The following is a 13,714-nucleotide window of genomic DNA, read 5'->3' on the forward strand; positions in this document are numbered from 1 at the left end:
AGATCTTGAGTGATCTGCTTTAACACCAGAATCCGCTATTTCCCAAAAGCAAACCAAATCAGCCGAATCCCAAAACCTATCATTGCCACTCCCACTGTCTTGTTGAGCCAAAACATAAACTTCGGAGTGACAAAATGGGACAGTCTCTTAGCTATGTAGGCTTTTGTCAAATCTATAGAGAAAACCGTGAGAAGGATCCCCGTAAAATAAAGCCACACATCCAGTGAACCGAATGATTCCTTCAGATGCACCAGGCTGGCAATGGAAATCCAAAAAAGCAGCACAAAGGGATTAATTCCATTGATACTGAATCCTTTGAAGAAAGCACTCCTTTTCTTGGCTCTCCGTACTTCTTCCACACTTAGTTCAGGTTTGGCAGTTTGTCTTTTTACCAAATAACTAATGCCAAACCCTATTAAAATAGCTCCCCCCACATACCCCAAAACTGATTCAAAGTAAGTTGCGGTAGCCAGAAATTTTATCCCGAAAAAAGTAAGTACTACGTAAAGTGTATCGCTGCATAGAATACCCAAAGCAACCATGGTGGCATATCGGAAGCCGTTTTCCAAACTACTTTGGATCAATGTAAAAAACACAGGACCGATCATTGCTGACAGCAAAAGCCCCATGCTGACCCCTTCCAGCAAAGCTTGATTCACAGCTCTATGTTATTTTTGGCGAGAAATGTCTGCCAGCTTGCGGCCTTTTCTCCTTTCAGCACTCGTGGAAATTTGTTTTGCCCCCCTTCTTTGCCCTGCTCTTTCAGCCAATCGTAGAAAAGAGATGACGGCAACATTGTGACTTTGACTTTCTTTAAAGCATGATTTCTTTCCACTGCATAGTCATCATTCAGCACTTTGAGATATTTGTCTATAGTTTTCTTCAGCACTGAGGTTTTGACAGTATCGCCCGAACCGATAAACCAATGATGGGCAAAAAGGCTTCCGTGAGGGACTCCCAAAACGGTAAACTCACGGATATTCATATCATGCTCCTCGGCGGTAAGTTCAATCGCCTTGTTCATATTGTCCACCGAAAGATGTTCTCCACAAAGACTTAAAAAATGCTTGGTCCTGCCGGTGATAATTATTTCCGACTCTTCCTTGGAAACAAAACGGACAACATCTCCAATAAGATACCGCCAAGCTCCTGCGCAAGTACTGATCAGCAACGCATAATCTTTTCCCTCTTCTATTTCATCGATTTTTAAGGATTTTACCTCATCCCGAAGATTTCCGTCTTCATCAAAATTCTCATCATTAAAAGGCACAAACTCATGAAAGATTCCATTATTAAGAACTAAGCGCATGGATTTTCGATTTGGTAGCGCCTGAAAGGCCAAAAATCCTTCTGAAGCCAAATAAGTCTCCAAGTACAACAAGGGCCTTCCCAGAAGCCTCTCAAAACCTTTCTTGTACGGCTCAAAAGATACCCCACCATGCACAAAAATCTGAAGATTTGGCCAGATCTCATGGATATTATGGAGTTGGTACCGTTCAATTATCTTCTCTATCAGTATCTGCAGCCAAGCAGGCACGCCTACAATAATACCGATGTCCCAAGATGCTGCTTTATCTACTATCTGATCCAATTTATCTCCCCAATTTTTGCTACGCGCAATTTTCTTACCCGGCTTATAGAACCGCTGGAACCAAATAGGCAGTCTTCCTGTGGTAATCCCACTCAGATCTCCGGAGAAATAGGTACCGTTAAACTCCAAATCCGTACTTCCGCCCAGCATCAGTATGCCCTTGGTCAAAAGAGAAGCGGGCAGGTCATATTTGGAAAGGGATAGAATCTGACGAACGCCGGTCCTACGGATAGCTTTCACCATATCCTTGGTAATCGGAATGAATTTGGAAGTGGCTCCTGATGTCCCGCTGCTCAGTGCAAAATGTCTCACAGGACCGGGCCAAGTGACATTTGATTTCCCTTCGAGTAATTTGTACCACCACTCATCATGAATGCGGTTATAATCATATATAGGCACCTGAGATTTGTATCGCTCATAGAATTCATTCTCACCCCAACGGAAGCCATTCAGGATTTTAGCAAAATCATACTTCTCGCCAATCTCGGTATCTTTCGCCTGAATCAGCAATTTCTTCAATTCCTGACGTTGGAGTTCCAGTGGATGAGAGTATTCTTGCTCTATGCTCTCTCTTAGGCGAATGCCTTTTTTTAGCAAAGTACTAATGATCGCCATATCTTTGTTTTGGGCCTTTTGAAAAATGTAAAGTATAAAAATAGAAAATGGACATCAAAGCCAACCTTGAAGCGGTAAAAAAAACATTCAAAAATAAAGAATGCCTACTGGTAGCAGTAAGCAAAACCAAACCTCTCGATGATCTAAAAACTGCTTATTCAGCTGGAATTCGGGATTTTGGAGAGAATAAAGTGCAGGAACTTCAGTCCAAACAACACGAAATGCCAAACGATGTCCGGTGGCATATGATCGGACACCTCCAAAGCAACAAAGTTAAATTTATTGCACCTTTCGTACATCTGATTCATGGCGTGGATTCCTTCAAACTTCTTAGGGAAATCAATAAGCAAGGAAAAAAAATAGACAGAAAGCTAAATGTCCTCCTACAGATTCATATTGCTGAAGAAGAGACCAAATTCGGTTTTGACAGGGAAGAATTGGATAAAATGCTTTCCGATCCGGATTTTACAGACCTTTCTCATATAGTAATTAAAGGGCTGATGGGAATGGCGACCTTCACTGAGAACGAAAATCAGGTAAGAAAGGAATTCAGAAGTCTCAAGGCTCTTTTCGAGGAATTAAAAAGCCTTCAACTACCCTCTTTCGCACAACTCGAAGAAATCTCCATGGGAATGAGCGGAGACTACCTGATCGCTCAGGAAGAAGGGAGTACGATGGTGAGGATTGGCTCGGCAATCTTCGGGGGAAGGAGTTAATTGATTTGTAAAGAGATGTCCGAATGATAGCTTTTGATCTATTACCGGCATTTTTCAGCATGCCCTACTTATTCAGTCAGGGGTAAGTTAGATTTCAACTTGCTCCTCTTCTGGCTATACTTTCTTAAAACTTTAATATAGTTAAACCTGAAATCGTCGTAGAACAAACTAATCAGTAAAACCATCGCTGCTATAAGCAGTGTATTTAATCCCAACTTAGCTTCAGTATATAAAAATCCACCTACCAGTCCACCTGAAAAAAAGAAGGCGATGATAACTAATCGTAACTTAATCGTCTTGATTAGCCTCTCTTTCTTAGGGTACACTTTTGGGAAGAACAGCTGGGAAATTTCGATTCCCAAATCTGTAAAAAGCCCCGTTAAGTGGGTTGTTCTCACAATAGCATTTGAAATCTTAGTTACGTAAGAGTTTTGCATACCCATGGCAAAAAGAAGTAAACATGCAATCAAATCAGGGTGCTCTGCTTCAACAACATCCGTAAACAATGCAATTGCTATTAAGAGTATGCATTCTATTACCCCTGGTAAAATATAGACATTTAGCCTCTTGTTTTCTCTGAATTTCTCGATCAAAAGACTAGCAAAAAAGGACCCAAAGAAAAAGGAGAATATGTAAATAAAATAAATAGTACCTCTCCAAAACTCAAGATTTGCAAAGTCATTAATGAAGAGTGCAAAATGCCCTGTCACATTCGTAGTCAGTTGCTTAAATGCCAGAAACCCGGTAACATTCACTATTCCGGCCACAAAAGAAAGCACCGAAGCAAGATGAAGATTATGCTGAAAAGTTCTGCTCTTACCTTGGTGTCTAAACATTCATTTTTATTGGTTAACTCCGCTTGAAATTGTTTTTGATTTGCCTCATTATAGAGTCTCACAAATCGTCCATTTCAGGCACGAATTTACCTATTAATATGCTTAAACCCGAAATAACAAAGTATTTTAAGATCAAGGTGAAGCCTTTAAGCTCTGGAAAAACACACTATATCCTACACAAAACCTCCACTCCCTCTTTTCTCTTACTCAAATCAGCAGCTTCCATAAAAGCATAAATCTCCAAAGTTTCTTTATAATCCACAGGGGAGATCTTTGTCCTGAAAAAATTTGCTATTTCCTTGGCCAATCCTTCATACCCATCAAATGAGCCCAGATTAAGATTCCCCTCAGTTCCAAAGGCTGTTCCTCCATAATCGTGAATACCATTACGCATTCCCCTGAACGTGCCTATTCTCCCATCATGCCATTTTCCTACCACAAGATCCACTTCCGGTGAGGCTATCCTTTGTACCGACTTGCAGCCTGCACCCATTATGGAAAATAGAATTTCTACTCCATGGATCCCATACCAGAATAAATCAGTGTGGCTTGGTTCCGTTTCAGCAGGGCTGAACGCATCACAGCCTAATACAGTCCCGATTTTATCCTCATTTCTTACTGCATTTACATTACTCTGATATCTCAGGGAGGATGCTGAAAAGATCGGAATTCCCTGATCAGTTGCCTCTTCATAAATTTTCTTCACATCATCATAACGGGCAGCAACGGGCTTATCAATAAAAACAGGTTTTTTTGCCTTGAAAACTTTCCTTGCTTGTTCTAAGTGCATTGTCCCATCGTTTGTTTCCAGCAACACCACATCTACTTCCTCGAGAAGTTCCTCGATTGAATTGGCGATAGTGACACCCCACTCACGAACTGCCTCGCTATAACCGGGTATCCTTTCCGCACTGGATGGGATATCCCTGCTGCCAAAGGGATATGCCGATACCACGCTAAATCCTTCAAACTCTTTTTTTGGGGTAGTTGCATTAAATAATTTAGTGAAAGCCACTGCATGAGAAGTGTCCAGACCTATGATACCAATCCTGATGGGATTCTCTTCAAATGGAAGCGCTGCTGAGAAATTGATACTCGCTCCAACTCCCAAAACAGCGGATTTTTTTAAGAATGTCCTTCTGGAGAAATGCATGTGGATTATTATCTAAATTGTTTATGTGATTATCCGCAATGATGCCAGTAACCATATTCTCTTTGCTTTACTGGACAGAAGACCGAAGACGGAAGTAGCCTTGACCTAGTGTTTCCCTAATCCTATGATGCTTTTGCTTCCTTACTGGTAGAAAGCGGCTATACAGAAAAAGTGGCTGTCTCATAAGCAGGTTTTCTTGTCTGGCTGAGCAGCCAGTCTGCCGAAGGCATGAAAGTCGAAGCCTTTTATGGGCCAATTAAGTCCATTTCGACTTTCCGCTACAGCGAGACAAGCTACTCAATCTGACAATTATGAGTTATGAGACAGCCTCTTATAAATTTCAAGGCCTAAAAGACCATAGATCCGTCCCTCTTCTGAAGAATAATGTCCCTGCCTTATCCATTACCAGCAAGCCCGCTTCATTGGAAAGTTCCGTAAATGACAATGTCAGCGGATCAATCCTGAACAACATCTTATTGTCCGTTCCATAAATATTTCCATCCGGGTGCAATACCAAAAAAGCGCTTCTCCAGATATGGCTCTTAAACTCCGGGAAATCATATAAGCGATGTGTATCTACCACTTTCTTTTGAATCGGATCAAACCTGAAAAGCGTACCATCCCCCATTCCCCAGATATTTCCATCAGGGCCTTTTATTAAACCGGTCAATGCAGAAGCACCCGGTACCGGAACAAGCTGAAAGAGAGTCTCCCCTGTCTCCGGATCCCAACCTGCCAGTACAGCTTCCTCTGTAGTAGGTTTCACACCCAATCCCCCGGAAATGGTGGTACCCACTAACAGGTATTCCCCTGCATCGCACAATCCTGCTATCGCCTGGGACTCCACAGGGCTATTATGACTGTGGAGTTGATTGCTGATCAGGTCAAAGGTAACCAGGGCTCCACCCAATTTACCGTATTCCGGAATCATCCCAAACACCATCTTATTTTTTGCAGGGAGGCTTACATGGGCAAAGGCTCTGCTTTGATCAGGGATTTGCCCGAGTTTCTCCGGATTGCCTTGCTTTGGATCCCAAGGACTCTTGGTATCGTACACATAAAATTTGCCTTTGGGATAAACTCCAAAGAAAATCCTGTCCCCCTGAAAAGACATTCCTTCCGTCTGATCCAATCCCGGCAAAAAGGCATGTGCACCCGTCATGGGATCAAATGTGGCATTTCCCCCGGCCAGATAGCCACCTGACCAAATTTTGCCATCGGGACCATAAAGTAATGACTGGATGGGAATAGGCTGTCTGGAAATCTTGAGTTTGGTTTTTTCGATTTGCCCGGTGTTCGGATCATATTTTACCAAATTAGCCCTGGAAGTCAATAAATAAATACTCCCGTCCTTTCCTACCTTAAAGGCATTCGCCGTCCCCACTTCTTCTCCCAAGACTTCCGAACTTGATTCGGAATAGGCCGGATCAAATCTCTTCAGAGAAGAACCTGAGGTGTAAAAAACCCCGTCTCCACCGGGAAGCCCAACGATGGAACGCATATCCATTTTCTCTATTTCCTGTTCGAATTCCCCTGTCTTCAGATTATAAACAAGAGTCACACTGCCATTGGTAAGCAAGATAAACAGACGGTCGTTCCCGTCTATTCCCGGCACCACTTCCAGTCCATAGACGAATTCATAGTTCTTGTATTTTTCCGGTAGAAGCTCCCGCTTTTCTCCTGTCTTCGGATTGATTTCAATCAAATGAGCACGTGATCCCACCCCGGCATAAATCATTTCTGTTTTGGGATAGTAAGCAATACTGCGCACATAGTTTTCACTTGCTACCAATGGGCCTTTCCCCACGTCTGAAAAACCTTCGACAGGATGATACCTAAATACCCTACAACCTGGATATGTGGCTCCGAAGACCTCACCATCCTTGCCCGCTGTCATATTCCAAAGGTATGTTTCTCCCTCCAACGCTGTCCCCAGATCCTTTACTTCCTGCGTGCCGGGCACATGGGAAAACATCGTCCCATCCGCTCCCGGGATATAAAGCGTCCCATCTGAGGATTGTGCCATATCCCAAACCCCATCTGCTTCCCCAAGTGGAAGATCCACTTGTAGGGATTTTGTGTCAAGATCATAAGCGAGCAGATGAGCCGGTTCTCCCCTGACCACGGTGTAGATCAGCTCCGAACCATTTTTATCCTCGACGAAAGCACTTCCCTGAATCATGGAAGCGAACAATTGCGGGCCATGATTTTTGAATTGTGCCGTATCTACCTGAGAAAAGCCACTGGAGCAATTGATCAAACAGATAATACCTACTGCAAGTTTTAAAAGAGATTTCATGTATTTAGCTTCTATCGTTTTTTAAAAACTCCCTGACAAATAGATCATCGTTCAGATCGGGATAATCCTGATACACGCGTTGTATTTCTTCCAGCTGCCCTTCTGAAAGCACCTCGTTTGGATTCAGACAATGAATGCTTCCGAGCAAATCCTGATTTTTCAACATCGTGTGCATTCCCGGAATGCAGCCATGAAACAGATGCGCAGGGTCAAACATCGCCGCATTTACATCTGTGATTTCCACGCCCTTGGACAGGAGTCTGGCCCAATCACCGGCAGTCCCCCGGGACTTGCAGTGCTTCACTTCTTCCAGCAGCTGTACTGCCTTATGTGTCCATACCGCCCAGTGCCCCAATAATCCACCGACAAACTCTTTCTCAACGATCTTCCCTTCCACATTAAAGCGATAGTTCGTAAGTAGATCAGCCACGATATTGTCGTCATTTCCCGTGTACATGGCGATTTCCTCCACACGGGAACTAGTACAGACTGCACGCATCACGTCCAGCGTCTGGTAGCGGTTAAAAGAAGCACATTTGATGGCTTCTACATTTTCGATTTCAGCGAACTGTCTCCAGAAATCATAGCTAAAAATCCTACCCCCTACGGAGGGCTGAAGGTAAAATCCGAAAACCGGAATCACAGCAGCCACTTCCTTTACCCGGGACAATATTTCCTGCTCTGTCCATCCCTGTAATCCACCCATGCTGAGCAAGCCCATATCATACCCATAATTTACCGCAAGTGTTGCTTCTGAAACCGCCTGGGATGTATCTCCACAGATTCCGACAATCTTAATAAAGGGACGCTCCAAGTCTGCAGAAGCAATCTCTTCGGATGCCCATTTCAACACCGTTTCGTATAGGTTGTGCTGTGGTTCCCGAATTTCAAATTGGGTGGAATGCACCCCAACAGCAACCCCGCCTGCTCCACTGGCCGCATAGTATCTGGTAAGTTGCCTTTGCCTTTTCTCATCTATAGTCCTATCCTCTTTTAAGGCCAGGGGATGCGCCGGAATCACGGTTCCTGCCGCCAGGTGTTGCTTCAATGCTTGCTTAAGTCTGCTCATCAAAACTTCCCTCCTCTCTCTTGAAAATGGGTGGGTTTTCCGAAGTCATCCCCACCTTGCAACAGCCAAGTTGCGGTTATTTCAATTATCTCCCTTGGAGTCACTTTGGGGTATCCAAAAAGGCGGTGGCATTCAGAGGCATTGTTCAATAAGGCCGTCCCCGCAGGCTCATTGACGAATTTGGGACTCTTGTTGAAAAGTGTACCAAACTGTGAGGCAATCCAGCGCACGGATAAGATTTCCGGACCGGTGACATTGAGCAATTTTGCCGGTGAGCTTGTATGAAGAAGTGACCGCAAGGCTATTTCATTGGCATCTTTCTGCCAGATCACATTGACATTTTCGGTACTTAAATCAATCTCCTTTTCATGCAGCACTGATTTAGCCAGTTCCAGCATAATTCCATACCGGAAGTCCACGGCATAGTTCAGTCTGTAAATAAGCATGGGCGTTTGATTGGCTTTGGAGAAATACTCAAATATTCTTTCCCTTCCCAAGCAGGATTGGGCATATTCCCCTAAGGGCTCTGGTACGGTTTGTTCCGTCGCTCCTCCCGAAGTCACCGGAACATAAGGCAACACATTTCCGGAGGAAAACACCACTAGATTGGAATTTTTGAATTTCTCGGCAACCCTACCCGGCAAATACGTATTCATCGCCCAGGTGAACCCTTCATTCCCGGTAGTTCCGAACTTATTTCCTGCCAGGTATATAACATTGGCTACCTGAGGCAAACTTTGCAGTTCGGTATCATTCAGGAGATCACAGGCAATAGTTTCTACCCCCGCCTCTTCCAAGGCACTCTTTGCCTTGCTATCCGAAAATCTTGAAACCCCATAAACCCGCTTGGACAGCCCGGCGGCTTTAATGGAATCAACTGCAAGCTTACCCATGCTTGGCCCCATTTTTCCGCCTATACCCAGCAGCATAATATCCCCGTCTATTCGGGACATATCCGCAATCAAAGCTTCCGATGGAACTGTCAAGTCCTGTTCTAATGCTTCTAAATTTGTCATTGCTATCGATTATATGTTCTAAATTCTATTTGATAAAAAGCTCATTGAAGTTCCATACTGCCAAAGCCACCAAAAGCACCAGTCCTATCCCACCTGTGATCTTTGAAAAAGTAGAATTGACACGTTCACCCATCAATTGCTTGTCATTTGCTACCACATACATAGCAACGCCTATAAATGGAACAAGAAAAATTGTAACACTTTGGGCGAAGATGATCAGCTCTAAAGGGAGCTTGCCAAAGCACAGAGAGATCCCTGCCCCGCAAGCCATTACCAAGGCTATTAAACCTCTGACTTTCCCCGAACTCAAGCCGCTTCCAAATCCCATAGCATCCCCCAATAAGCTCCCCCCTACCGTTGCATTACCGATAAGTGAGGAAAATGAGGCTCCAAAAAGTCCCGCTAGAAACAAATAAGCGGCAGCAGAACCAAATAAGGGCTCAAGCGCTTTGGACATTTCGGAAGCGGAGTTCACCTGAATTCCCTGAGGGTTCAAAACCGCTGCTGCACATATGATGACCACCGCACTCATCACTCCCAAAATGAGAATACCTGAAATACTGGTATTGTTATCGGGCTTATCTGTCTTGGTTTTATTTCTCTCCTGAACCAAGTATGACTGGTAAAACGCCCCGACAATTGAAAAACAGGAGGCTACGAAGGCTATTAAAATTGCCTCAGAACCGGCAGGAACGCTTGGTACAAAGCCAGCGGTAATTTGGGTAAAGTCAGGTCTGATAAGCACCAGTGTTGTCATGAAAGACAGTAGCATCAATGCAACAAGGGTAATCATCAGTTTTTCCAGTGTTTTATAGAAACTCCTAAAAAACAACAGGCTCATTCCTGCCAGGTTAAATACCAAAACCCAAATCCAGCTGTCAGTATGCGTGGCTTCAGCCACCGCAATCCCAACCCCAATGGAATTGCCGGCCTGAAAAGAGGTAGTTACCAGAAAAACCCCCATTCCTATAATGACGCCTACAGTTCTTCCCCACTTTTGTCTGATCTGGGTAAGCAAGGTAAGTGAACTGCTAAGTCCTATTCTTGCTCCCATATCTGTAAACACGAGCATAAAAAAAATCGCCACTACCACCAGCCATAGTGTATCATAACCATACACAGCACCCAGCTTGGAGGTAATCGTCATCTTACTCGGACCAAAGACCAAGGCTGCGGTAATTATTCCGGGTCCAAGACTCTTCAGTGCCTGAATAAATTTATTTTGATTTATACTCATCTGCTTTGTTTGATTAAGTCAGGGGAAATACTAGTTGGACCACTTGCCCATTCAGATCTGATATAATTGAGGATTTCAGCAACTTCACTGTCGGTCAGAAAAGCAAAGCTTGGCATCTGCTGAGAATTCTCCGATTCACCCGATCCTTTAAGCACCACATCGATCAACTTAGCGGGATCTCCATTAATCAATCCCGATGCTTTTAAAGATGGAAACACATCCCGTACTCCCGCCCCATCTTCCTTATGACAAGAAGCACAATAGCTGAGGTACAGCTCTTTTCCGCTCTGAGCTACTAAGGCTTGCTGTGCTTTTATTGGAATTAATGGAGTCGAAGACACTTCCTCAGCAGGGCTGATTTTTAAGATTTTATCATCTCCGTCCAGCGGAAAGCCAGGCTGGGGATTCCAGTCCAGATTACTGGTGCTCAGGTAGATTTCACCATGGGGACCGGGTACTATATCGCGCAGTCTTCCGTAGTGGTTTTCGAAGAGTATTTCTTCACCTGTAATTTCGTCCCCGGTCTCATTCAGGAATAGAATCCGTAGGCTTTTGCCTTTAAGGGTTGTCAACAGCAAAGAATTGCTCCATTCGGGAATAGCAGGGGAACCATAATAGGTAATGCCCGAGGGAGCAATAACCGGCGTCCACGACCTTAGGGGTTCCAATGTGTTGTTCCTCCCGGCAAAATTCAGCTCTTGTTCAAGATCATGTTTACCTTCTATGTGAGGCCAGCCATAATTTCCTCCTTTTTGGATCAAGTTTACTTCATCCTCTATCGCATCTCCATGCTCGGAGGTATACAGGATCCCCCTGGACGAAAAAGCAAGTCCTTGCATATTTCTAAATCCCAGTGCCCAGACATAGCTTTCAGGATCCGGATTATCTTCCGGAATACTTCCATCCTCATTCATCCTGAGAATTTTCCCGTTCAGCATCTGGACATTCTGGGCATAAGAATAATCATGCACATCTCCTGTGGCCCAATACAATTTCTCATCGGGGCCAAAAGCCAACCTAGATCCATTATGGGACGTTCCTCCTTCAATTTCAAGCAAAAGAAAAGGCTTGACTAAGGAATCATTTTCGTAAGTATAGCGAACAAGACGGCTAACAATCCCGCTGTCTTTTCTCGCAGTGTAGTTAAGGTACACATAAGGAAATTTCTTAAAGTCCTTATGTACAGCCATTCCCAACAGACCCGAAGTACGTTCTTGCCAGACATCCTGTAGCTGTAGAAGGCTTTGTTGGGCTCCCGTTTCCGGATTCACCCGGGACACTTTCCCTTTTTGCTCGGCTACCCAGAGAAACCCCATGTCATCCACCTCTAAGTCCCATGGAACTTCCATACCGGATGTCAATACCTCCACTTTCAATTGTGATTTATCCAGCTGAATACTGTCGAGCTGCTTCAGGGAAAGCCTATGCTGCTGCTCACAGCCAAGCATAATTGCCGGCAGTATCAACAATGCCCCCAGATGTTTTCCTTTACTTATCATCATGAGCAGAGATTAATTCAGGCTTCGCAAATAGACCTTCCATTTTTGCAGGCAGCAGGTAGACATTTCCATCCCGATCACAGAAATAGAGATTTGAAACTGACTTTTCACGGCCATGGCCATCTGCCCAGAAAGCATAGAAATCCTCATTGACATACACCGGCTTTCTAGCGTAAGAGTGATTGTATCTGCTTTTTTGTGTGAGTTGCTTGCTTGACCAGGTCTTGCCCTGATCCAGACTGGTCCAGAGAACCATCTCTCCTCCAGTGTTAAATTTTTGAGGCCCGGAGGCGGTAGGCCCAATTATTCGCCATATTCCCTGCTCATCAATGTATAGTGAGCCCATGTCGTAATTGTTGTCAGAGGAAGTTACAGGCAAAATCTCCCACTCTTCGCCTGTAAACCTGGCTGTAAACCAGTTTCTTGGGCCATTTTCAGGTCCTGCTTCGTACCCCTTAGTAGTGAGGTACAAGATGACCGGTCTATCTTCTCCATCATATTCCAAGTCATTGATGTAAACCAGTAATCCCTCAGCCCGGTAATCTTTGACCAGCGCTTCATTTTGACTGGCCCTCAGCGGGATTTCTATCTTTTGCCCTTTTGCATTTGTCCAGCTTTTGCCAAAATCAGCTGTTTGCAGGTAATAAAGATTCGTCCTGAAATTGAGGCCATTACCCTCTTCTCGGTAAGGATGGAAATTAAATGAAGTACCCAGTATCTTCCCGGATTGACCGCTTGTCTGATAATGTCCCTCCTCTATGGCTGCGATATCTTTCCATGAGGAATAGTGCTCCCCATCCCGACTGGTCATAAAACCAATAGTTCTTCTGGGCTTTTCGGGCTGGTCGGGGATCACTCCTGTCTGATAGTGGGTAAACAAGTTGATAAATCCCTTTTTGGGCTGGTACCAGCTTTGGAGGTAGGAAAAATTATCCATTTCCACAGCTTCCCCATTCTCTATTTTATCGGCAAACACCTGTTCGAACTCCGAAATGTCGTATGGTCTTTTGCTTTTATGGACATAGGAAGGGCTTAATGTTCCGTTTGCTGTGGAGAAAAGCCAGATATAGCCTTCTTTGTCAATGTTCATGACAGGATTATCGTGGGCATTGTCCGTTTGCTTGTCCAACACAATAGTCGGTCGGGGAACCTGCCCAGTAGTATGGTCAAAATATGAAATCATGTGATAGAGTGTGTTGCCATCGGGATCTGCACCTCCATAGCAAAAAAATGTCTTGTTTACCTTCTTGGAATAGACTGAAAACGGGTAATGGTTTGCAGGATAAGTGGCCAGCCCTCCGCTGTACTTATAGACAAACTCATCGTCTGAGGGTTCATTGCTGTACCAGATTCCTCTATAGCCGGTATCCTGTTGGTTAAGGGTAGTTACCGATTGAGCGAATGACAAATTAATCGTCATCATTACCGATAAAAAACAGATAGCCTTCACAAAGCGTTTATTAGTTGTCATTTGAATTCTATATTGATTCCTTCTTTTTTCGAAAGTTTAATACTCAGAGCGCTCAGAAAGTTTTCACTGCGTACACAGCTTAGGGGTAATGGGCAGGATAAAAGCAATTCGTCATAGCGAGGAACGAAGCAATCTCTCCCAATGTAGCTCTAGACTGCCTCCTCATCCCTCCTACCAATGGCGACAGACACGATGCGGATAACTCAAGTCAT

Annotated in this window: 11 protein-coding genes; 1 reads left to right on the plus strand and 10 read right to left on the minus strand. The window is 44.2% G+C overall.

What is annotated here, in order from left to right; translation table 11 throughout:
- Positions 1-35: 35 nt before the first annotated feature.
- On the minus strand, positions 36-659 hold the full coding sequence (locus ID165_RS11100) for a LysE family translocator (protein WP_192350560.1): 624 nt from the start codon (positions 657-659) through the stop codon (positions 36-38).
- On the minus strand, positions 656-2,206 hold the full coding sequence (locus ID165_RS11105) for a GH3 auxin-responsive promoter family protein (protein WP_192350562.1): 1,551 nt from the start codon (positions 2,204-2,206) through the stop codon (positions 656-658). The genes ID165_RS11100 and ID165_RS11105 overlap by 4 nt, the downstream gene beginning before the upstream one ends.
- A 47-nt stretch (positions 2,207-2,253) precedes the next feature.
- Here ID165_RS11105 and ID165_RS11110 point away from each other — a divergent pair, with 47 nt between their 5' ends.
- Positions 2,254-2,922: a YggS family pyridoxal phosphate-dependent enzyme gene (locus ID165_RS11110; RefSeq protein WP_192350565.1), complete on the plus strand. Its 669-nt coding sequence runs from the start codon at positions 2,254-2,256 to the stop codon at positions 2,920-2,922.
- A gap of 68 nt (positions 2,923-2,990) precedes the next feature.
- On the opposite strand, the gene ID165_RS11115 is transcribed toward ID165_RS11110, so the two are convergent.
- The 8 genes from ID165_RS11115 to ID165_RS11150 all read right to left on the minus strand — a co-directional run bounded on the left by ID165_RS11115 (position 2,991) and on the right by ID165_RS11150 (position 13,502).
- Entirely contained in the window at positions 2,991-3,758 is a 768-nt protein-coding gene (locus tag ID165_RS11115) for a YoaK family protein (RefSeq protein WP_192350567.1), read from the minus strand.
- A 166-nt stretch (positions 3,759-3,924) separates the two neighbouring features.
- Complete coding sequence (locus ID165_RS11120; RefSeq protein ID WP_192350569.1) at positions 3,925-4,911, minus strand: Gfo/Idh/MocA family protein; 987 nt, start codon at positions 4,909-4,911, stop codon at positions 3,925-3,927.
- Between the two features lie 340 nt (positions 4,912-5,251).
- Complete coding sequence (locus ID165_RS11125) at positions 5,252-7,210, minus strand: hypothetical protein (protein WP_192350571.1); 1,959 nt, start codon at positions 7,208-7,210, stop codon at positions 5,252-5,254.
- Between the two features lie 4 nt (positions 7,211-7,214).
- Positions 7,215-8,279 carry a dihydrodipicolinate synthase family protein gene (locus tag ID165_RS11130; protein ID WP_192350573.1) on the minus strand — a complete coding sequence of 355 codons (1,065 nt, stop codon included), beginning with the start codon at positions 8,277-8,279 and terminating at the stop codon, positions 7,215-7,217.
- Entirely contained in the window at positions 8,279-9,295 is a 1,017-nt protein-coding gene (locus tag ID165_RS11135; protein WP_192350574.1) for an NAD(P)-dependent oxidoreductase, read from the minus strand. Before ID165_RS11135 ends, ID165_RS11130 begins: the two co-directional genes overlap by 1 nt.
- Positions 9,296-9,320: 25 nt before the next feature.
- Entirely contained in the window at positions 9,321-10,532 is a 1,212-nt protein-coding gene (locus tag ID165_RS11140) for an Nramp family divalent metal transporter (protein WP_192350576.1), read from the minus strand.
- Positions 10,529-12,034 carry a PQQ-dependent sugar dehydrogenase gene (locus ID165_RS11145; protein ID WP_225587085.1) on the minus strand — a complete coding sequence of 502 codons (1,506 nt, stop codon included), beginning with the start codon at positions 12,032-12,034 and terminating at the stop codon, positions 10,529-10,531. Before ID165_RS11145 ends, ID165_RS11140 begins: the two co-directional genes overlap by 4 nt.
- Positions 12,021-13,502 (minus strand): BNR-4 repeat-containing protein, encoded by a 1,482-nt coding sequence (locus tag ID165_RS11150; protein WP_192350578.1) that lies wholly within the window; start codon positions 13,500-13,502, stop codon positions 12,021-12,023. Before ID165_RS11150 ends, ID165_RS11145 begins: the two co-directional genes overlap by 14 nt.
- Positions 13,503-13,714 lie beyond the last annotated feature (212 nt).

Source organism: Algoriphagus sp. Y33, from assembly GCF_014838715.1.
Lineage (GTDB): Bacteria > Bacteroidota > Bacteroidia > Cytophagales > Cyclobacteriaceae > Algoriphagus.

What these genes read in the sequence shown, in the direction of transcription:
- ID165_RS11130 (WP_192350573.1), bottom strand. Translation starts at nt 8,279, where the DNA reads ATGAGCAGACTTAAGCAAGCATTGAAGCAACACCTGGCGGCAGGAACC.
- ID165_RS11110 (WP_192350565.1), top strand. Translation starts at nt 2,254, where the DNA reads ATGGACATCAAAGCCAACCTTGAAGCGGTAAAAAAAACATTCAAAAAT.
- ID165_RS11150 (WP_192350578.1), bottom strand. Translation starts at nt 13,502, where the DNA reads ATGACAACTAATAAACGCTTTGTGAAGGCTATCTGTTTTTTATCGGTA.
- ID165_RS11135 (WP_192350574.1), bottom strand. Translation starts at nt 9,295, where the DNA reads ATGACAAATTTAGAAGCATTAGAACAGGACTTGACAGTTCCATCGGAA.
- ID165_RS11140 (WP_192350576.1), bottom strand. Translation starts at nt 10,532, where the DNA reads ATGAGTATAAATCAAAATAAATTTATTCAGGCACTGAAGAGTCTTGGA.
- ID165_RS11145 (WP_225587085.1), bottom strand. Translation starts at nt 12,034, where the DNA reads ATGATGATAAGTAAAGGAAAACATCTGGGGGCATTGTTGATACTGCCG.
- ID165_RS11120 (WP_192350569.1), bottom strand. Translation starts at nt 4,911, where the DNA reads ATGCATTTCTCCAGAAGGACATTCTTAAAAAAATCCGCTGTTTTGGGA.
- ID165_RS11115 (WP_192350567.1), bottom strand. Translation starts at nt 3,758, where the DNA reads ATGTTTAGACACCAAGGTAAGAGCAGAACTTTTCAGCATAATCTTCAT.
- ID165_RS11105 (WP_192350562.1), bottom strand. Translation starts at nt 2,206, where the DNA reads ATGGCGATCATTAGTACTTTGCTAAAAAAAGGCATTCGCCTAAGAGAG.
- ID165_RS11125 (WP_192350571.1), bottom strand. Translation starts at nt 7,210, where the DNA reads ATGAAATCTCTTTTAAAACTTGCAGTAGGTATTATCTGTTTGATCAAT.